We start from the raw sequence: 19,546 nt of genomic DNA on the forward strand, positions 1-19,546 counted from the left end.
ATGAACCGCCGGCGCTCGCCCGCCACCGCCCGCGGCATCCCGCTCCTCCTCGCGGCGGGGCTCCTCCTCGCGGGATGCGCGCCGACGCCCTCACCGGACCCGGCGCTCGTCGCCCTCTCGGCCGATGCGCTGAGCGCGACCAGATCGGCGGAGCTCGGCACCGGACTGCGCGAGGACGGCCGCATGTTCACGACGACGGCGCGCGCGCTCCTCGGCGACATGGAGCAGAAGCTCGCAGACGCCCTGCGTGAAGCGGAGCTTCATCGGCCAGCGGATGCGGAGGATGCCGCCTACCGCGACGAGCTCATCGCAGCGACGCTCGAGGCGCTCGACGCCGTGCAGGCCGCCGTCGCGGAGCAGCCCGGCGCGCTCGACGAGCTCGACGCCGCGGCAGAGCAGCTCGAGGGTCTGGAGGGGGCGCCGTGAGCCGCCTCTTCGCCGTGGCGCTCGGCATCCTGACCGCCATCGGCGGGTTCGTCGACATCGGCGATCTCGTGACGAACGCCGTCGTCGGCTCGCGCTTCGGGCTGACGCTCGTGTGGGTCGTGCTGCTCGGCGTCGGCGGAATCTGCCTCTACGCCGATATGGCGGGGCGTGTCGCGGCGGTCGGCGGCCGTGCGACATTCGAGATCATCCGCGAGCGCCTGGGACCTCGGACCGGCTTGGCGAACCTCACAGCCTCTTTCCTCATCAACCTCCTGACCCTCACCGCCGAGATCGGCGGCATCGCGCTCGCGCTGCAGCTCGCTGCGGGTGTGGGCCCCGGCATGTGGATCCCCGTCGCGCTGTTCGGCGTCTGGATCGTGCTGTGGCGCGTGAAGTTCTCGATCATGGAGAACGTCGCGGGGCTCATGGGGCTCGCGCTCATCGTGTTCATCGTCGCGCTCTTCCTCCTGAAGCCCGACTGGGGGAGCCTCGGTGCGAGCGTCGTGCAGCCGTGGCAGATCGGCGCCGAGAACCCGTTCTCGTACTGGTACTTCGCCGTCGCGCTCTTCGGCGCCGCGATGACGCCCTACGAGGTCTTCTTCTTCTCGTCGGGGGCGCGCGAGGAGAAGTGGACGGAGAAGGACCTCGGCGTCGAGCGCGCGAACGTCTTCGTCGGCTTCCCGCTGGGAGGCCTGCTGTCGATCGCGATCGCGGCGTGCGCCGCCGTCGTGCTGCTCCCGCAGGCGATCGAGGTCGAGACCCTCTCGCAGATCGTGCTGCCCGTCGCGCAGGGCGGCGGCCAACTCGCGCTCGCCTTCGCGATCGTCGGCATCCTCGCCGCGACGTTCGGGGCGGCCCTCGAGACGACGCTGTCCAGCGGCTACACGCTCGCGCAGTTCTTCGGCTGGAGCTGGGGCAAGTTCCGCCGGCCCGTCCAGGCGGCGCGCTTCCACCTCGCGATGATCGTGTGCCTACTCATCGGCGGAGGCATCCTCCTCACGGGCGTCGACCCGATCATGGTGACGGAGCTCTCCGTCGTGTTCTCCGCCGTCGCGCTGCCCCTCACGTACTTCCCGATCCTGGTGGTCGCGAACGACCCCGACTACATGGGCGATCGCGTCAACGGGCGCGTGCGCAACGCCCTGGGCGTCGGGTACCTCGGCATCATCCTGGTCGCCGCGATCGCGGCGATCCCGCTCCTCATCGTCTCGGGGATGGGCTCATGACCCGCACCAGGCCTCCACAGCATCCGCTCGAGTGGTACCGCGATCCGGACGGTCGCGGCGTCGACGCCCGCCTGCACCTGCTCGACCGTCAGATGCTCGATCAGGACGGCGTGCCCGTCAGCACGGTCGACGACGTCGAGCTCTCCGGCGTCGAGCTCGGCGCCCCGCTCGACCCCGACGCGCGTCCCGTGGTCGCGGCGCTCCTCGTCGGCGCCGCCGTGCTGCCGCGCATCTTCGGCGGGACCCTGCCCCGCTCGCGATGGGTGCGCATCCCGTGGGAGCTCGTCGTGAAGCTGCACGTCGTGATCGATCTGCGTGCGAAGGCCGACGACCTCGATGCGACGTGGGTCGAGCGGTTCGTGCGCGACGACATCATCGCCCGGATCCCGGGAGGCCGCCATGCTCCTGAGTGAGCTCTTGGGATGCCGCGTCCTCGCGCCCGACGGCGGGTCGCTGGGCGTCGTGGTCGACGTGCGGTTCCGCCGCGGCCCGGCGCGCCGCTCGCACGAGGGTGAGCTCGAGCTCATCGCGCTCATCGTGAGCCCGCACAGCCGGCAGTCCTTCTACGGGTACGAGCGCGGCCGGGTCAACACCCCCGCCGTCATCAACGCCATCGTCACGCGCCTGCACCGCGCGTCGCGGATCATCCCGTGGGAGTGCGTCGAGGCCGTCGATCGGGGCGAAGTGCGCCTGGGCGTCGAGGCGCCCGACATCCCCCTCGACGCGCGGCGGCCGATCGGCGAGGGTCAGGCGTAGCCGAAGACCGGCGGGAAGACGACCACGACGATCGTCGCCCACGCGAGGTAGACCGGCACGTAGGCCGTCTGCCAGCGCTCCACGCTCGAGAAGGGCGTCGCCTGCATCAGGAAGCGCAGCTGAAGCCATGCCGCGCCGACGAGGTTCGCGAGCAGGATGACGTTGAGCCCGAGCGATGCGAGCTTGTTGGGGCTAGCCCCGAACTCCGCGATGCGCGAGATCATCCCGACGAGGACGAGGATGTCGATGACGAGGGCCGCGACGAGCATGACGAGCTGGAGCCGGTCGAACCAGCCGGGGGCCTGCTCGGGCGCCCGAGCCGAGAGCGAGTAGAGCAGCAGCCCCAGCACGACGACCAGGATGACGTCGAAGATGATGAGCAGGTCGCGCTCGCCGAAGACCACGATGCTCGAGTCGCCCGCGGCCATGCCGCCCTGCACGGCGGCCGCGACGATGAGGGCGAGCAGCAGCAGCGTGAACAGCGGCGTGAAGAGCTTCGTGAGCACCGGGGCGATGTTCTCGATGACGCTCTGCTTGGCCTCGACGAGCCACCCCGCCAGGACGACGGCGCCGGCCAGGCCGCACGGGATGAGCCACTCCGAGATGAACCACTCGGCCTCCAGGCCGATCGCCCCGAACACCCCGATCGTGAGGGCCGCGAGAACACCGCCGCCCAGGGCCATCAGGACGAGGTAGATGAACCACTCGCCCGTGAAGCGGATGAAGTCCATGCGCGCGCGATCGGACCGCCAGGCGCCGTCGACATACGCGATGCCCGTGACGATCCACAGCGCCACGACCGCGTGCATCGCGGCCAGCATGATCGTCGCGCCGTCGGGCTGGAACGGGTAGAGATCGAGCACGAGCGCGGCTGCGGCGAACGGCACGGCGACCGCGAGGATCGTGCCGGGCCGCGACCGCCGTCGGACCAGGAAGTAGGCCGCGAGGAACGGGAGGATCAGGAGCGCGAGGTTCAGGCCGTAGAACCCGGGATCGCCGCCGAACGTGATGCCGAACAGTGCCGGCACCTTGACGGCGAGGGCTGCGGCGCATGCGAGGCCGACGGCGAGCGCGAGGCCCCGATTGCGCTCGGCGGCGCGGTCATCATCGCCAGCGACGAGCTGCTTCCACAGGCGGTCGGAGTGCTCGCGCGCGAACTCCCGCGACAGCTCGTCGAGCCTGCCCATGCGCGAGACGGCGACGAGGAACGCTTCATCCGAGGAGAGTCCGGATGCCTCGAGCCCGTCGATCTGGTCCCGCAGATGCCCCTCGAGCTCATCGACGTCCGCCGACGCGATGGCCTGCCGCCGCAGCAGGAAGCTGCGCCACTCGCCGATGCGCTCCTCGACGCGCTGCTGGTCGCCCGTCATGTCACGCCCCCGCCCACGCGAGCGCCGGGCGCCTGTCGCCCCGGTCGCTCCAGACCTGCTGCAGCGCCCGGCTCACGACGGCCCACTGCTGCCGCTGCTCCGCGAGCGCGGCCTCGCCGCTGCGGCTGAGGCGGTAGTGCTTCCGCGGCCGCCCGGTGGGCGACGCACCCCAGGTCGACTCGATGTGACCGAGGCGCTCGAGCCGGTGCAGCAGGGGGTACAGCATCCCGTCGCTCCACTCGAGCTCGCCGCCGGAGAGCTCGCTGATGCGCCGCAGGATCGCGTACCCGTACGACTCGCCGTCGGCCAGGATGCCGAGCACGAGCGGTGTCGCGGTCGCCGCGACGAGATCCTTCCCGATCCGCATCCGCGCCCTCCTCCGTCTTGGGATACCTAGAGCTGCTAGATACCTAGAGCTACAAGGTACATCTGGCGCGGTGCGCCGGCAACCCGGGGTTTCCCGAGTGCTTTCGAGGGCTGGGGATGTCAGAAAGGCGGAGGGTCCCCATCGCCGGCCGCTGCGGGCTTGGCAACCGGAGCCGGTCGCGGCTGCGACTCCGGCACGAACTTCAAGGTCGCCGGGACGTGGTCGGTGTAGACGCGGCCCGTCGGACTCGTGAAGACCAGACGGCCGGATCCCACCTGCGCCACCGTCCACGGCGAGCAGTGCTTGAGCACATGGTGCCGGCGGCAGAAGTCGGCGAGGTTGCACACACTCGTCGGGCCGCCCAACGCCGCATCGACGGTGTGGTCGGCATCGCAGCGCCATGGCTTCATCGTGCAGCCGGGAAACCGGCACCTCTCATCGCGGAGGTCGATGAAGCGCCGCAGCTCGGCGGACGGGCGGTAGCGATCGACGGCGACGGGTGCGCCTGTCTCGATGTCGATGAGCACGCGGTTCCAGGCGGGCGCCGCTGCCATGAGCCGAAGCGCCAGCTCGGTGTCGACGGGGCCGTACCCGCTGAGCAGCACGGGCTCGTCGTCGATGCCGGCTGCCGTCGTGATGGGAATCGTCAGGTGGATCTCGCCGCGGACTCCCGTCATCGCGTCGCCGGAGGCGTCGTGGTGCCCCGTCGGGGTCGAGGTCAGCAGGAGGTCGGTGAACACGTCCGCCCGGATCTCACCGAGCGTGCGGCGCGACTCCGCGTCGTCGGCACTTGGGTCGCCGGTGGCCTCGGGCGCGGCATCCGTCTGCCGTTCTTCACGCTCCGCGTCGGCCACGGTGCGGGCGAACTCATCGATGCGGTCCATGATCGCGTGGGCGAGCGGCGCCGGAAGGTCGGCGAGCAGCCGCGAGATCCCGTCGTCGAGGTCGATGAGGCGCACGTCCCGGCTGCGCACAGCCGCCTTCCGCCGGCGGGCGGAGGCCTCGGGGTCGACCCGCGCCGCGATCACGCGTGCGATCTCGCGTAGGCGTCCTGCTGACTCGACCTCGGCGACGCGCAGGACGAGCGACTCGTACTCGCGGCGCGCGGCTTCGTCGACCAGTACTACGCCCTCGTCGACGATCGTGAAGACGTGCTGGCGGTCGATCCGGCCCGACCGCCAGGCTTCGAACGTGGCGGCGAAGCCCGTCACGAGTGTGTGAGCGTCGCCGATCCGTCGCTGCACCGTGCGGTCGCCGACGCGCATCGCCGCGCCCAGCTCGGCTGAGACCTCGCGAAGCGGCAGGTCGTTGCCGAACTTCACCCCTTGGGCACGTCGCTCGACTGTTCGAGCCTCGACCAAGTCGACGGCCCGCGCGAGCAGCGCCGCTTCGTGCGCCTGTGCCGAGGCGACCGCTTCCCGTGCCCGCTGCACTTCGTCGACCAGCGAGTCCAGCTCACGCCACACACCCGCGGGAAGGTCACTCGCTTCCGTCTCGTGCGCCACAGCATGCCCGTCGACTCGGTGCGACCCGTCTCGAGCGGGCCGACTCAGGATGCTGCGCGCTAAGTGGGGACGTTGCGCGACTTCTGCGAGAAGCATAGCACGTAGCTTCGATCATGTGCAATGACGTCTCCTCACCTTATCGATCAAAACCACGAAGAGACCGGTCCGACACCCCGCCCGCACTCCATCACCCCTCGGTACGCTGAGCCCCGTGGACCCCGTCGTCGCAACACTCGTGATCCTCGTCCTTGCGGTCATCGCCTTCGTGAGCAATCGCATCCCGCTCGGCATCGTCGCGATCGGCGTCGCACTCGCGCTCTACTTCACGGGAGTCCTGACGCTCACCGAGACCTTCGCGGGCTTCGGCGATCCGACGGTGATCTTCATCGCGGGACTGTTCGTCGTCAGCGAAGCGCTCGATGCGACCGGGATCACGGCCTGGGCGGGGCAGAAGGTCATCGCCCGCGCGGGCACGAAGCGGCGCACGCTGCTGCTCGTGATCGGCCTGCTCGTCGCGGTCGTCTCGGCGCTCATCAGCGTCAACGGCGCCGTCGCGGCACTCCTGCCGCTCGTCGTCGTCGTGGCGGCACGGGCGGGGCTCTCGCCGTCGCAGCTGCTCATGCCGCTCGCGTTCGCCGCGAGCGCGGGCTCGATGCTGCTGCTCACCGGAACGCCCGTCAACATCATCGTCTCGGACTTCGCCTCGTCGACCGGAGCCCCGGGCTTCGGCTACTTCGAGTTCGCGCTCGTCGGCATCCCGCTCGTCGTCGGCACTGTCCTCTTCCTGACGTTCTGCTCGCGTCCGCTGCTGCCGCTCCGCGAAGGCGCCCACATGCCGCTCGACCTCGTGCGCCACGCTCGGCTGCTCCGCGAGCAGTACTCGGTCGACCTCTCGACCTCGGTGCTCATGGGGCCCACGAGCGGCGTCACCGAGGTGCTCGTGGCGCCCCGCTCGCCGCTCATCGGCAAGAAGGTCTTCGCCGGCATGTCGACGCCGACGGGCGATCTCGTCGTGCTGGCCGCGCGCCGCGGCGATGCGCATCTGACCGGCGACGTGACGATCCAGGTCGGCGACGCCCTCCTCATGCAGGGCCGCTGGGACGACCTCGCCCGCCACGCCGACGACGAAGGCGTGCTCGCGGTCCATCCGCCCCAGCAGCTGCGCCGCTCCGTGCCGCTCGGCAAGGGCGCGAAGCGCACGATCGTCATCGTCGCGGTCATGGTCGTGCTGCTCGCGACAGGGATCGTGCCGCCCGCCATCGCGGCACTCCTGGCAGCGTGCGCGCTGGTCCTGACCCGCGTCGTGAAGGTCTCGCAGGCATACGGATCGATCTCGTGGACGACGATCGTCCTCATCGCGGGCATGATCCCGCTGTCGACGGCCTTCATCAAGACGGGTGCGGCCGACCTGCTGGCGGGCGGGCTGCTCTCCCTCATCGGCGACGCGAGTCCGTATGTCGCGCTCGGGGTGCTGTGCGTCCTGACGCTCGTGCTCGGCCAGCTCATCAGCAACACCGCGACGGTCCTCATCGTCGCACCCATCGGCATGTCGGTCGCCGCCGCCATGGGGGTCTCGGTGCAGCCGTTCCTCATGGCCCTCGCCGTCGTCGCGTCGGCGGCGTTCCTCACACCGGTCGCGACGCCCGCCAACCTGATGGTCATGGACCCCGCGGGCTACCGCTTCGGCGACTACTGGAAGCTCGGGCTCCCGCTCGCGATCTTCTTCCTCCTCGTGGCCGTGTTCTACGTGCCGCTCATCTGGCCGTTCTGACCTCGACCGGATGCTGTCGGCGCAGCCGACAGCGGCCCGCAGCGTGCGAGTCGCTGCGGGCCGCCGAGTCGTCGGGCGGGGCGGGTTACGCCACCGACCACCCGCCGTCGCTGGCGAGCGTGATGCCGTTGACGTTCACGCCGTCGTCGCTCAGGAGGAAGGTGATGGATGCTGCCAGCGCTTCGGCCTCGGCGGCATCCGGGAGGATCGTCATCGCGAGCTGCACACGCTCGGCGCCCAGCGGCGAGGCGAACGAGGCCTCGATGTTCGTGATGGTGGGTCCGGGGGCGACCGCGTTGACGCGGATGCCGCTCGGGCCGTACATGAACGCGCTCGACTTCGTCAGGCCCACGACGGCGTGCTTCGACGCCGTGTACGCTGCGCCGGCAGCCGAGCCGCGCAGCGCCGCCTCGGAGGCCGTGTTGACGATCGAGCCGAAGCCCTGCTCCAGCATCCCGGGGACGACGGCGCGCATCATCTTCATGGTGCCCGTGACGTTGACGCGCATGACGCGCTCCCATACGGCGTCGGACAGCTCGCCGACGGGCGTCATGTCGTCCATGATCCCGGCGATGTTGGCGAGGCAGTCGATCGTGGTGCCCGCCGCCTCGACGATGCGGGCGATTCCGGCCTCGTCGGTGATGTCGGCGGTGAGCGCCACGATGTCGGCGTCCGCGTGCTCGGCGACGAACTCGTCGAGGCGCTCCTGGCTGACGTCCACGGCGACGACCCGTCCACCCTCGCGGGCGACACGGGAGGCGGTGGCCCGGCCGATGCCCGAGCCCGCGCCCGTCACGACGACGGTCTTGCCCGTGAAGCGGCCCTGGTCGATGCGCTCGATCCACTCGCGGGCGGCGGGAGCGGCATCCGTCTCCGGAGCGGCGGCGGGCGCCGCGGCGGCGGGGGCGTCCCCCGGAACGTCGCCTGCGGCCGCGCGGCGGACGAGGTCGTCGAGCATCTCCTGCGTGAAGGCGCCGCGGCTCATCTTGACGAGTCGCTTGATCGCGAGGCGGCGCACGGGCTTGAAGACGTCGGGCGTCTGTCCGCCCTGAGCGAGCATCTCGGTGAGGATCGCGTTGCCCACCGGATCGGCCAGCCAGTCGGAGATCGAGGTGTCGGCAGTGAGCACACGTGAAGTGGTGATGGTCATGTTCGGGTCCTTCCGTTTCACCGGACAACATTGTCCGGTATTAGTGTAAACCCGTGCCATCTCCCTCGGAGACCGCGAACCGGGCAAATCGCGGTCCCGCAGCCGGGCCTTCCAATCGCCGCGCGCTCATCGCCGCCGCACGCGAGGTCTATGCCGAAGCCGGACTCAGTGCGCCCTTCAGCCAGGTCGCCAAGCGTGCCGGGGTGGGGCAGGGGAGTCTCTACCGCCATTTCCCCGACCGCACGGCGCTGGCCGTCGCGGTCTTCGAGGACAACATCGTCGAGCTCGAGCGCTTCGCCGACGAGCCCGACCACACGATCGACGACCTGCTCGACCTCGTCGCCGACCAGGCGATCGTCTCGACCGCGTTCATCGAGCTGCTGACGGCGGAACCCGGCGAACCGCGCGTCGTGCACCTCGGCCTGCGCTACCGCGACGTCGTCGAGCGACTGCTCGAGCGGCGGCGCGCCGTGGGGGAGTCGGCGTCAGTCGACCTCGAGGACGTGCTCACGGCGACCGAGATGCTCGCCTTCGTCATCGCGCGCGCGTCGCGCGAGGGCCGAGCCGACGCCGCGGCCCGCGCGCGAGGCATCCTCCGCAGGGCGTTCCGCCCTTCCACGCAGATCGACTGACGCGTCGGCGCTGATCGCGGCGCGTCAGGCGGTAGCGTGGCGGCGAGGAAGGGAGCCGCATGGGGAGGTTCATCTACGGCAACGCAGGAGATGCCGTCGAGATCGAGGATCGGACGCTCGCGCATCTTCGGATCGTCGTGATGAACAAGCTGCGGCGCTCCGAAGGGTTCATGTTCGACGTCGAGATCGGCGACGGCAGCGGCCGGCGCAGCTTCTGGATCAGCCCCTCCGCGTCGGTCCAGTTCCACTTCTTCGGCAGCCGTCAGCCGCGCATCAACCGGCTCTGGGTCGAGGAGCTCATGCAGTCCGCGAGCGGACCGAACGGCCTGACGATCGGCGCGGAGCCCGAAGAGGAAGCCGTCGAGTCGGAGGGTTAGTCCTCGTGGATGTCGACGACCTGCGGGGCGTTGTCACCGACTTCGAGGGCATCCGTGTCGAAGTGCTCGGCGACGAGCATGATGCCGCCCGAGGAGTTCGCGGAGTTCGCGAGGTCCTCGATCCACTTGCGATTGAGCTCGGGGGCCTCGGGCTCGTCGAAGACGAACCGCAGGGGGATCGACGGGTTGAGCCAGATGGTGCTGCGCCCGCGGGGCTGATCGTCGGGATGCTGCCATGAGACGGTGAAGCTCTCCCCGCGGCGCAGCTTGGTCGCGATCACGACCTTGAGGTGCGCGAGAGCGCGGTCCTCGATGTGGATCGGAGTGGCTGAGCCGCCGTAGTAGATCGTCCCCATGCGCTCACCCTAAACCCGTGCAACCGCCGCGCAGGCATCGTGGCGGGGAGTATTCTCGCGATCCAGTGGGCGCCTACGCGCGTCAGAGCCGCGACCAGGCCTCCGCGAGAACGCTCCGCAGGATCTGCTCGATCTCGTCGAACTCGGCCGGCCCCGTCGTGAGGGGCGGAGCGAGCTGGATGACGGGGTCGCCCCGGTCGTCCGCGCGGCAGTACAGGCCCGCGTCGAACAGGGCCCGCGAGAGGAAGCCGCGCAGGAGCCGCTCGGACTCGTCGGCGTCGAAGGTCTCGCGCGTGGCCTTGTCCTTCACGAGCTCGATGCCGAAGAAGTAGCCGTCGCCGCGCACGTCGCCGACGATCGGCAGGTCGTTCAGGCGCTCGAGCGTCGACCGGAAGATCGGCGAGTTCTCGCGGACGCGCTCGTTGAGCCCCTCCTCCTCGAAGATGTCGAGGTTCTCCAGGGCGACGGCGGCCGAGACGGGGTGCCCCGCGAACGTGTAGCCGTGCGGGAAGCTCACTTGGCCGTGCGCGAACGGCTCGTGGATGCGGTCGCTCACGATCGTGGCGCCCAGCGGCGAGTAGCCGCTCGTCATGGCCTTGGCGCACGTGATCATGTCCGGCTGATAGCCGTACGCGTCGCACGCGAACCATTCCCCGATGCGTCCGAAGGCGCAGATGACCTCGTCGCTCACGAGCAGGACCTCGTACCGGTCGCAGATCTCGCGCACGCGCTGGAAGTAGCCGGGCGGCGGAGGGAAGCATCCCCCCGAGTTCTGCACGGGCTCGAGGAACACGGCGGCGACCGTGTCGGGGCCCTCGAAGAGGATCATCTCCTCGATGCGATCGGCCGCCCAGACGCCGAACTCCTCCTCCGACCCGTGGAAGCCCATGTCGGCGGCCCGGTAGTAGTTCGTGTTCGGCACGCGGAAGCCGCCGGGCGTGACCGGCTCGAACATCGCCTTCATGCCGGGCAGCCCCGTGATCGCGAGCGCCCCCTGCGGGGTGCCGTGATAGGCGATCGCCCGCGAGATGACCTTGTGCTTCGTGGGGCGGCCGACGAGCTTCCAGTACTGCTTCGCGAGCTTGAACGCGGTCTCGACGGCTTCGCCGCCGCCCGTCGAGTAGAACACCCGGTTGAGGTCGCCCGGCGCATACGACGCGAGCCGCTCGGCGAGCTCGATCGCGGAGGGGTGGCCGTACGACCAGATGGGGAAGAACGCGAGCTCCTCCGCCTGCCGCGCCGCGGCCTCGGCGAGCCGCCGCCGGCCGTGTCCCGCGTTGACGACGAAGAGGCCGGACAGGCCGTCGATGTAGCGCCGGCCCGCGGCATCCCAGATCTGGTGGCCCTCGCCGCGGACGATGATCGGGATGCCGTCCCCCTCGGTCATGACGGATTGGCGGGCGAAGTGCATCCAGAGGTGGCCGCGGGCCTTCTGCTGCAGCGCCTGCTCGTCGGTCCGTGCGGCCGCGCCGGTCGTCGTCGACATGGAACCCCCTCGTGTCGTTGCGCCCACGCTACTCGCCGGGCCCCGGGCGAGGGGTGTCAGGCCGGGATCGACAGCGGGTCGCGCAGCAGGGCCCCGAAGGCCGATTCCGCCGCGCCGATGAGGAGGCGATCCTGCGCGAGCTCGGCGGAGCGGATGTCGAGATCCTCCGCGTTCGCCGACATCGCCTGGCGCGACACGAGCTCGCGCAGCCCCTCGGGGTCGTGCTCGGCGATCGTCGCGAGGAAGCCGCCCAGCACGACGGCGGAGGGGTTGAGGACGTTGACCGCGTTGGAGAGCGCCGTCGCGAGGATCCGGCGCTGCCGCGCGAGCTCCTCCGGCACCTCGGGCGAGGTCGAGGCGGCGAGCGCGGCGGCGAGCGCCGGGTCGTCGCCCGACGTCAGGCGCGCCACCGACAGGAGCCGCGCGCGGCTGACCTCGTCCTCGAGGACGCCGTCGTGTGCGCGGCGGTCGGCCTCCGTCGCGATGCCGGGACGGTTCTGGCCGAACTCGCCCGCGTAGCCGCCCGCACCTGCGAGCGGCACTCCGTTCACGATGAGCCCGCCGCCGATGCCGCTCGCGCCGCCGTTGAGGTACACGACGTGGTCGAGGCCGCGTGCCGCGCCGAAGAGGTGCTCGGCGATCGTGCCGAGGGTCGCGTCGTTGCCGACGACGGCCGGCAGTCCCGTCGCCTCCTGCACGAGGTCGCGCAGCGGCTCGTCCGTCCAGTGCAGATGCGGCGCGTTGCGCACGAGGCCGTCCGACGCGCGCACGAGACCGGGCACGGCGAGCCCCACTCCGACCAGTCGCGCTTCGGCGAGCGGGCCCGCCTTCCACGCCTGGATGGTCGATGCGATGAGGGCCGCGGCCTCGGCAGGAGTCAGGAGGCGGTTCACCTCGATGCGCTCGCGGACCGGGATGCTGCGATCCAGCCCGACAGCGGCGATCTCGAGCGCGTCGACTTCGGGGTTGGCGGCGATCGCGACGACGTCGGAAGCCGGCGCGACGACGGGGGAGGGCCGCCCGACGCGGCGGGACGGGTCGGGCGCGTGCTCCTCGACGAGGCCGCGGCGCACGAGTTCACCCACCAGATCGGCGATCGTGGAGCGGTTCAGGCCCGTCGTCTCGGTGATGGTCGCGCGGGACTGCGGCCCTTCGACATGCACGAGCCGCAGGATCCGCGCCAGGTTCCACTGGCGGACTCCCTCGATCGTGCCGACGACATCGCTCACGTCCCCACGATACGAGATCGGATCGTGATCTCCTATGTATTTGTTGGGCTTGACCACGAAATTGCCCTGTGCCTATCCTGAGGTCGTCCAGATCACTTTCGACGTTGGTGTCGAAACTTTCGAGAGGTTCGAAGATGAACAGACGCAGCACGAGGCTGCTCGCAGGCCTCGCGGCCGCCGGACTCGGCATCGGCGCGCTCGCCGGCTGCTCGGCCGGCGGAGGCGGAGACAGCACCGACGCAGGAGAGGGCGAGAAGGTCACCATCACGTGGTGGCACAACGCCACGTCGGGCCCGCTGCCCGGCGTGTGGGAGCAGGTGGCTCAGGATTTCATGGCCGACCATCCCAACATCGTCGTCGAGCAGACCGGCTACCAGAACGAGGACCTGCAGCGCACCCTCATCCCGAACGCGCTCGCGGCAGGCGACCCGCCGGACCTCTTCCAGGTGTGGCCGGGCGGCGAGATCCGCGACCAGGTCGCCAACGGCTACCTCATGGCGCTCGACGACGCGATCCCTGACACGATCTCCAGCGTCGGCGCGACGGTGAACCCGTGGCAGGTGGACGGCGCGACGTACGCGGTGCCCTTCACGTTCGGCATCGAGGGCTTCTGGTACAACAAGGACCTCTTCGAGCAGGCCGGCATCACCGAGGCGCCCACGACGCTCGACGAGCTGAAGGATGCTGTCGGCGCGCTGAAGGACGCGGGCATCACGCCCATCGCCGTCGGCGCGGGCGACGGCTGGCCCGCCGCGCACTGGTGGTACCAGTTCGCGCTGCACTCCTGCTCGCCTGAGACCCTCAGCGCCGCGGCCGCGGACTTCGACTTCAGCGACCCCTGCTTCGTCGACGCGGGTGAGCAGCTCGAGGAGTTCATCGGCATCAACCCGTTCCAGGAGGGCTTCCTCGGCACCCCCGCTCAGACGGGCGCGGGCAGCTCCGCAGGTCTCGTCGCGAACGGCCAGGCTGCGATGGAGCTCATGGGCCACTGGAATGCCGGCACGATCGGCGGCCTCACCCCCGACCAGCAGGTTCCCGAGTTCCTCGGCTGGTTCCCCTTCCCGGCCATCGAGGGCTCGGCGGGCGACCCCAACGCCGCACTCGGCGGCGGCGACGGCTTCGGCTGCTCGGCGGAGGCTCCGCCGGAGTGCGCAGAGCTGCTCGCGTACATCATGAGCGAGGACGTCCAGAAGCTCTTCGCAGAGAGCGGCTCGGGTATCCCGACGGTCGCCGCCGCGCAGGCGTCGCTCGAGGACCCGAACCTCAAGATGGTCGCCGACGGCCTGTCCGCGGCATCCTTCGTCCAGCTCTGGCTCGACACCGAGTACGGCACGACGGTCGGCAACGCCATGAACGAGGGCATCGTCAACCTCTTCGCCGGAGCCGGCACGCCCGAGGACATCGTCACGAAGATGCAGGACGCCGCGGCGACGCTGTAAGCGGAGCCCGATCAGAAAGCAGCGATGTCGACACTCACGACGCCCGGGCCCGCGGTCACCGCGGGCCCGGGCCCCAGACAGCCCCGTCCGGCCCGCGGGTCGGCGAGGAGCCGGAAGTGGGCGGAGATCACGATCTTCGTCACGCCCGCCCTCGTCCTCTTCCTCGGCTTCGTGATCCTCCCGGTGATCCTGGCCGCGGTCTACAGCTTCTACAACCTGCCCCCGGCGTTCCGGTGGGATCAGCTCGACTCCGACCACTTCGTCGGATTCGACAACTACATCCGGGCGTTCACGACGCCCGAGTTCCTCCGAGCGATCGGGAACAACTTCTTCATCCTCGTCATGTCGCTGCTCATCCAGGGTCCGATCGCCATCGGCGTCGCCCTGCTGCTGAACCGCGCATTGAAGGGTCGCGGGCTCTTCCGCCTGCTCATCTTCGTCCCGTACGTCCTCGCCGAGGTCATCGCGGGTCTCTCCTGGAAGCTCCTGCTCCAGCCGACGGGCGGCGTCAACGCGATGCTCGAAGCTGTCGGCCTGGGCGCCTTCACGCGGAACTGGCTCGCCGACCCCGAGATCGCCCTGTGGACGGTCTTCTTCATCCTGACCTGGAAGTACATCGGCTTCGCGATCCTCCTCATGCTGGCGGGCCTGCAGGGGATCCCCGACGAGCTCACCGAGGCGGCGCAGATCGACGGCGCGACGTGGTGGCAGGTCCAGCGCCACATCACGATCCCGCTCCTCGCACCCACGATCCGCATCTGGGCGTTCCTGTCGATCATCGGATCGCTGCAGGTGTTCGACATGATCTGGGTCACCGTCTCGCCGGCCGTGCGGCGCATCGCCACCGAGACCATGGCGACCTATATGGTCCAGCAGGGTCAGTTCGCCGGTCAGCCCGGCTACGGCAGCGCGATCGCCGTCATCCTGTTCGTCATCTCGCTCGTCATCGCCTTGATCTACCAGCGCTTCGCACTGCGTCGCGACCTCGCAGGCGCCGTCACCCGGGGAGTCCGCTGATGTCCGCCACGACTGCAATCGTCACGGCTCGCACCGACGAGCCGCGCCCTGCCGCCCACGCCGGTCGCGGGTTCGACTGGGGCCAGCCGTTCGTCTACCTCATCGCGCTCGTCGTCGTCGCCGTCGCCATCGGCCCCGTGCTCTACGTCTTCATCGGCGGCTTCCGCACGACGGCCGACCTCAACGCCAACCCGGCCGGGTGGCCCGACCCCTGGACGTTCCAGAACTGGGCGACGGTCCTGGGCTCACCGCGCTTCTGGGGCAACGTCCTGGCGAGCGTCATCCTCGCGGTCGCGACCACCGCGGGCGTCGTCATCGCGGGCGTCATGGCGGCCTACGTCATCGCCCGCTACGACTTCCGCGGCCGGCAGGGGCTGTACACGCTCTTCGCCGCGGGCCTCATGTTCCCGCTCACGGTCGCGGCGCTCCCGCTCACGCTCATGCTGCGCACGCTCGGCCTGCACGGCACGTACCTCGGGGTCATCATCCCGGGCATCGCGTTCGCTCTGCCGACGACCATCATCATCCTCGTCCCCTTCCTCCGGGCGATCCCGGAGGAGCTCGAGGAGGCGGCCGTCATCGACGGCGCGTCGCGGCTCCAGGTGTTCTGGCGCATCATGCTGCCCCTCTCGAAGCCCGGCCTCGTGACGGTCGGCATCCTGGCGTTCGTCGGAAGCTGGAACGGCTTCCTGCTGCCCCTCCTGGTCATCTCTACGGGCTCGCTGCCGCAGGAGTTCTGGCCCCTGCCGCTCGGAGTCACGCAGTTCTCGACGCAGTACTCGCAGGACACCGGCGCGGTGCTCGCCTACACGTCGCTCGCGATGATCCCGGCGCTCGTCTTCTTCCTCGCGATGGAGAAGCAGATCGTCGGCGGCCTCACGGGGGCGGTGAAGGGATGAGCGCCCGCGTGGACGAGCTCATCGCATCGATGACGCTCGAGGAGAAGATCGCGCAGCTCTACGGAGTCTGGGTCGGCGCATCGGACGAGGGCGGCGACGTCGCCCCGCACCAGCACGATCTCGACGACGCCGTCGACCTCGACGCCCTCGTGCCGCAGGGCCTGGGCCAGCTCACGCGGCCGTTCGGCACGAAGCCGATCGACGCCGCGATGGGCGCGGCATCCCTCGCCCGCACCCAGGAGCGGATCCGCAGCGCCTCGCGGTTCGGCATCCCCGCCGTCGCGCACGAGGAGTGCCTCGCGGGCTTCGCGGCGTGGGGGGCGACGGCGTACCCCGTGCCGCTCTCCTGGGGCGCGACGTTCGACCCCGCGCTCATCGAGCGGATGGCGGCCCGGATCGGCGGCGACATGCGGTCGGTCGGCGTGCATCAGGGCCTCGCACCGGTCCTCGACGTCGTGCGCGACGCGCGCTGGGGCCGGGTCGAGGAGACGATCGGGGAGGACCCCTACCTCGTCGCAACCGTCGGCACCGCCTATGTGCGCGGACTCGAGTCGTCGGGCATCGTCGCCACGCTCAAGCACTTCGTCGGCTACTCGTCGTCGAAGGCGGGCCGCAACCTCGCGCCCGTCTCTATCGGCGCGCGCGAGCTGAACGACGTGCTCCTGCCCCCGTTCGAGATGGCTGTCCGCGAGGGCGGTGTGCGCAGCGTCATGAACTCGTACACCGACCTCGACGGCATCCCCTCCGCCGCTGACCGGTCCCTGCTGACCGGCCTCCTGCGCGAGGAGTGGGGCTTCGACGGCACCGTCGTGGCCGATTACTTCGCCGTCGCGTTCCTCAAGCTGCTGCACGGCACGGCCGAGTCGTGGGCGGATGCCGCGGCACAGGCCCTCGAGGCGGGCATCGACGTCGAGCTGCCCACCGTCAAGACCTTCGGCGAACCGCTCCGCCGCGCGGTCGCCGAGGGGGTCGTGGACCCCGGGCTCATCGACACGGCGCTGCGCCGCGTGCTGCGGCAGAAGGACGAGCTCGGACTGCTGGACCCCGCGTGGTCCCCCGTGCCCGACGCCCTGGCGGGAGCCGATCTGTCCGACCCGGAGGCCCTGCGCGGGACGGTGGACCTCGACCCCGAGGACAACCGGCGGCTCGCGGCGCGCATCGCGGAGGAGGCGATCGTCCTCGTCCGCAACGACGGGACGCTGCCGGTCGCGGCGCCCGCCTCGATCGCCGTCATCGGCCCCAACGCCGACGATCCGTACGCGATGCTCGGCTGCTACTCGTTCCCGACGCACGTCGTGTCGCAGCATCCCGGTGTCGAGCTCGGGATCCGCATCCCGACCCTCCTCGAGGCGCTCCGAGCCGAGTACCCGTCGGCATCGATCGCGCACGTCCTCGGGACGACCGTCGACGGTGGCGAGACCGAGGGGATCGCGGATGCTGTCGCAGCGGCCGGCGCCGCCGACCTCGTCGTGCTGGCGCTCGGCGACCGCGCGGGCCTCTTCGGTCGCGGCACGAGCGGCGAGGGCTGCGACGCCGAGTCGCTCGACCTTCCCGGTGCGCAGCAGCAGCTCGTCGATGCCGTGCTCGGCACGGGGACGCCGTCGGTCGTCGTGCTGCTGGCGGGCCGCCCCTACGCACTGGGCCGGGCCGTCTCGGAATCGTCGGCGATCCTCGAGGCGTTCTTCGCGGGCGAGGAGGGCGGACCCGCCGTCGCGGGCGTCCTGAGCGGCCGTGTGAACCCGAGCGGGCGGCTGCCGATCAGCATCCCGGCGACGCCCGGGTCGCAGCCGACGACGTATCTCGCGGCACCGCTCGCGCGGCAGAACGACGTGTCCAACATCGACCCGACGAGTGCATTCCCGTTCGGGCATGGACTGGGCTACGCGAGCTTCGAGTGGCACGGGTTCGCCGGCGACGAGTCGTCGGTCTCGGTCGACGGTGAAACGCGCGTCCGCGTCCGAGTGCGCAACACGGGCGATCGCGCCGGCGTCGAGGTCGTCCAGCTCTACCTCCACGACCCCGTCGCGACGGTCGTCCGGCCCGTCCAGCGACTCGTCGGCTACGCGCGCATCGAGCTCGCGGCGGGGGATGCGGCGGACGTCGTCTTCACCGTCCCCGCCGACCTCGCCGCCTTCACCGGACGTGACGGCGCGCGCATCGTCGAACCGGGCGACATCGTGCTCTCGCTCGCACGGTCCTCGACCGATCTCGTGTTCTCGCACACCGTGCGGCTCACCGGCGGTGTCCGCGTCGTCGACCACACGCGCCGGCTGCACGCCGCGGTGAGCGTCGAGCCGGCGGCTGTGCCGGTCGCTCCCTGAATCACCCGGCCGCGCCTCCCCCCGGCGCGGCCGGGGCCTTCGGGCCACCGTGACTCCGGTCGCCTCCCAGCCAGCGGAGGGGAACAGGCGCAGGGAGGCGGATTCGCCGGCATCCGTCCTCTCTCGCTCTGTTCTGTTCCCCCCGTCGAGGCAGCGCCAGGGTGGAGCCGCGGCCTCTCGAGGTCGTGGTCAGTCGCCGAGCGGCGCGGTGCTGCCCCGGACGACGAGATGGGTCGCGAGGTCCATGCGCAGCGTGTCGGGCTGGCGGCCCTCCGCCATCCGCAGCACGAGCCGCGCCGCCTCCTCGCCCATGCGCCGCAGCGGCTGGTGCACCGTCGTGAGCTGCGGGCTCATCCAGCGCGAGAGCGCGATGTCGTCGTACCCGACGACGGACAGGTCGCCGGGGACAGAGAGTCCTGCGGCGCGCGCGGCCGCGATCGCGCCGAGCGCCTGCAGATCGCTGCCGGCGAAGATCGCGGTCGGCGGCTCGGCCAGTGCCAGGAGTTCGCGCGCGCGAGCCTCGCCGCCCGTGGGGTGGAAGTCGCCGAACCGGATCCAGGCGGAATCGATCGGCAGCCCGGCCGCGTTCATCGCCGACCGGTAGCCGTCGACGCGGGCGAGGGAGCACATCATGTCCTCGGGGCCGGTGATGGCGGCGATCCGCGTGTGCCCCAGCTCGATGAGGTGCCGGGTGGCCATGAGGCCGCCCGACCAGTTCGCCGAGCCCACGGAGGGCACGTCGGGGGCGGGGTCGCCTGCGGGGTCGACGATCGCGAACGGGATGCCGCGCGACTGGAGCTTCTCGCGATTGGGCGCCGCGATGTCCGAGAAGACCATGACGACGCCGACAGGGCGCCGGCGCAGCACGCCCTGCATCCAGTCCGCGCCCGGCTCGTGGCGGCTGCCGCTCACCGTCAGGACGAGCGAGAGCCCGGCCGCCTGCGCGACCTCTTCGACGCCCTCGATGACCTCCATCGACCAGCTGCTCTCGAGCTCGTGGAAGACGAGTTCGATGAACTGTCCGCGCTGCTTGCCTCCGCGCCGCGTGTAGCCGTGGCGGGCGAGGTGCTCCTCGACACGCGCGCGGGTCGAGGCGGCCACATCCGTGCGCCCGTTGAGCACCTTCGAGATCGTCGCGAGCGAGACCCCTGCCTCGTCTGCGATCTGGGCGAGCGTCACTCGCTGGGCGTCCGTCATGTTTCGAGATTAGGGCACGAAA

The 19,546-nt window shown here is 70.6% G+C and carries 19 protein-coding genes; 11 read left to right on the plus strand and 8 right to left on the minus strand.

The features are described from left to right. Genes ABZ477_RS08030 through ABZ477_RS08045 form a run of 4 tightly spaced genes read left to right on the plus strand, consistent with a single transcriptional unit; the run spans position 1 to position 2,408 of the window. Positions 1 to 426: a hypothetical protein gene (locus ABZ477_RS08030; protein WP_360130588.1), complete on the plus strand. Its 426-nt coding sequence runs from the start codon at positions 1 to 3 to the stop codon at positions 424 to 426. After that, entirely contained in the window at positions 423 to 1,652 is a 1,230-nt protein-coding gene (locus ABZ477_RS08035) for a divalent metal cation transporter (RefSeq protein WP_360130591.1), read from the plus strand. The genes ABZ477_RS08030 and ABZ477_RS08035 overlap by 4 nt, the downstream gene beginning before the upstream one ends. After that, entirely contained in the window at positions 1,649 to 2,065 is a 417-nt protein-coding gene (locus ABZ477_RS08040) for a hypothetical protein (protein ID WP_360130594.1), read from the plus strand. The genes ABZ477_RS08035 and ABZ477_RS08040 overlap by 4 nt, the downstream gene beginning before the upstream one ends. Next, positions 2,052 to 2,408, plus strand: coding sequence for a PRC-barrel domain containing protein (locus ABZ477_RS08045; RefSeq protein WP_360130597.1), 357 nt, complete (start codon positions 2,052 to 2,054; stop codon positions 2,406 to 2,408). Before ABZ477_RS08040 ends, ABZ477_RS08045 begins: the two co-directional genes overlap by 14 nt. On the opposite strand, the gene ABZ477_RS08050 is transcribed toward ABZ477_RS08045, so the two are convergent. From ABZ477_RS08050 to ABZ477_RS08060, 3 genes are all read right to left on the minus strand, one after another. Next, positions 2,399 to 3,778: a permease prefix domain 1-containing protein gene (locus ABZ477_RS08050; protein ID WP_360130600.1), complete on the minus strand. Its 1,380-nt coding sequence runs from the start codon at positions 3,776 to 3,778 to the stop codon at positions 2,399 to 2,401. The genes ABZ477_RS08045 and ABZ477_RS08050 overlap by 10 nt on opposite strands. A gap of 1 nt (position 3,779) precedes the next feature. Beyond that, positions 3,780 to 4,145 carry a helix-turn-helix transcriptional regulator gene (locus ABZ477_RS08055; protein WP_360130603.1) on the minus strand — a complete coding sequence of 122 codons (366 nt, stop codon included), beginning with the start codon at positions 4,143 to 4,145 and terminating at the stop codon, positions 3,780 to 3,782. Between the two features lie 119 nt (positions 4,146 to 4,264). Next, a complete protein-coding gene (locus ABZ477_RS08060; RefSeq protein WP_360130606.1) occupies positions 4,265 to 5,650 on the minus strand; it encodes a DUF222 domain-containing protein in 1,386 nt (461 codons plus the stop codon). Between the two features lie 211 nt (positions 5,651 to 5,861). Between ABZ477_RS08060 and ABZ477_RS08065 the strand changes: the two genes are divergently transcribed. After that, the gene (locus ABZ477_RS08065) at positions 5,862 to 7,421 is read left to right on the plus strand and encodes an SLC13 family permease (RefSeq protein ID WP_360130609.1); all 1,560 of its coding nucleotides are present in this window, start codon (positions 5,862 to 5,864) and stop codon (positions 7,419 to 7,421) included. 85 nt (positions 7,422 to 7,506) lie between these two features. Here ABZ477_RS08065 and ABZ477_RS08070 read toward each other — a convergent pair whose 3' ends face one another. Then, positions 7,507 to 8,571, minus strand: coding sequence for an SDR family NAD(P)-dependent oxidoreductase (locus tag ABZ477_RS08070; protein WP_360130612.1), 1,065 nt, complete (start codon positions 8,569 to 8,571; stop codon positions 7,507 to 7,509). 53 nt (positions 8,572 to 8,624) lie between these two features. Between ABZ477_RS08070 and ABZ477_RS08075 the strand changes: the two genes are divergently transcribed. Further along, positions 8,625 to 9,203: a helix-turn-helix domain-containing protein gene (locus ABZ477_RS08075; protein ID WP_360130615.1), complete on the plus strand. Its 579-nt coding sequence runs from the start codon at positions 8,625 to 8,627 to the stop codon at positions 9,201 to 9,203. A gap of 59 nt (positions 9,204 to 9,262) precedes the next feature. Then, complete coding sequence (locus ABZ477_RS08080) at positions 9,263 to 9,580, plus strand: ATP-dependent DNA ligase (RefSeq protein WP_360130617.1); 318 nt, start codon at positions 9,263 to 9,265, stop codon at positions 9,578 to 9,580. Here the strand turns inward: ABZ477_RS08080 and ABZ477_RS08085 are convergent. The 3 genes from ABZ477_RS08085 to ABZ477_RS08095 form a co-directional block, all read right to left on the minus strand. Further along, positions 9,577 to 9,936 (minus strand): hypothetical protein, encoded by a 360-nt coding sequence (locus tag ABZ477_RS08085; RefSeq protein ID WP_360130620.1) that lies wholly within the window; start codon positions 9,934 to 9,936, stop codon positions 9,577 to 9,579. The two genes, ABZ477_RS08080 and ABZ477_RS08085, sit on opposite strands and share 4 nt — an antisense overlap. Positions 9,937 to 10,018: 82 nt before the next feature. Then, on the minus strand, positions 10,019 to 11,422 hold the full coding sequence (locus ABZ477_RS08090; protein WP_360130623.1) for an aspartate aminotransferase family protein: 1,404 nt from the start codon (positions 11,420 to 11,422) through the stop codon (positions 10,019 to 10,021). A 56-nt stretch (positions 11,423 to 11,478) separates the two neighbouring features. Further along, positions 11,479 to 12,651 carry an ROK family transcriptional regulator gene (locus ABZ477_RS08095; protein ID WP_360130626.1) on the minus strand — a complete coding sequence of 391 codons (1,173 nt, stop codon included), beginning with the start codon at positions 12,649 to 12,651 and terminating at the stop codon, positions 11,479 to 11,481. Between the two features lie 134 nt (positions 12,652 to 12,785). On the opposite strand from ABZ477_RS08095, the gene ABZ477_RS08100 reads away from it, so the two are divergent. Genes ABZ477_RS08100 through ABZ477_RS08115 form a run of 4 tightly spaced genes read left to right on the plus strand, consistent with a single transcriptional unit; the run spans position 12,786 to position 18,327 of the window. Further along, on the plus strand, positions 12,786 to 14,090 hold the full coding sequence (locus tag ABZ477_RS08100) for an extracellular solute-binding protein (protein ID WP_360130629.1): 1,305 nt from the start codon (positions 12,786 to 12,788) through the stop codon (positions 14,088 to 14,090). A gap of 24 nt (positions 14,091 to 14,114) precedes the next feature. Beyond that, positions 14,115 to 15,107: a sugar ABC transporter permease gene (locus ABZ477_RS08105; protein ID WP_360130632.1), complete on the plus strand. Its 993-nt coding sequence runs from the start codon at positions 14,115 to 14,117 to the stop codon at positions 15,105 to 15,107. Then, positions 15,107 to 16,006, plus strand: a complete 900-nt coding sequence (locus tag ABZ477_RS08110; RefSeq protein ID WP_360130635.1) for a carbohydrate ABC transporter permease — start codon at positions 15,107 to 15,109, stop codon at positions 16,004 to 16,006. The genes ABZ477_RS08105 and ABZ477_RS08110 overlap by 1 nt, the downstream gene beginning before the upstream one ends. Positions 16,007 to 16,014: 8 nt before the next feature. Beyond that, the gene (locus tag ABZ477_RS08115) at positions 16,015 to 18,327 is read left to right on the plus strand and encodes a glycoside hydrolase family 3 N-terminal domain-containing protein (RefSeq protein WP_360130638.1); all 2,313 of its coding nucleotides are present in this window, start codon (positions 16,015 to 16,017) and stop codon (positions 18,325 to 18,327) included. Positions 18,328 to 18,516: 189 nt separating this feature from the next. On the opposite strand, the gene ABZ477_RS08120 is transcribed toward ABZ477_RS08115, so the two are convergent. Beyond that, entirely contained in the window at positions 18,517 to 19,524 is a 1,008-nt protein-coding gene (locus tag ABZ477_RS08120; RefSeq protein WP_360130641.1) for a LacI family DNA-binding transcriptional regulator, read from the minus strand. Positions 19,525 to 19,546 lie beyond the last annotated feature (22 nt).

It is taken from the genome of Microbacterium sp. NPDC019599 (assembly GCF_040632175.1).
Classification (GTDB): domain Bacteria; phylum Actinomycetota; class Actinomycetes; order Actinomycetales; family Microbacteriaceae; genus Microbacterium.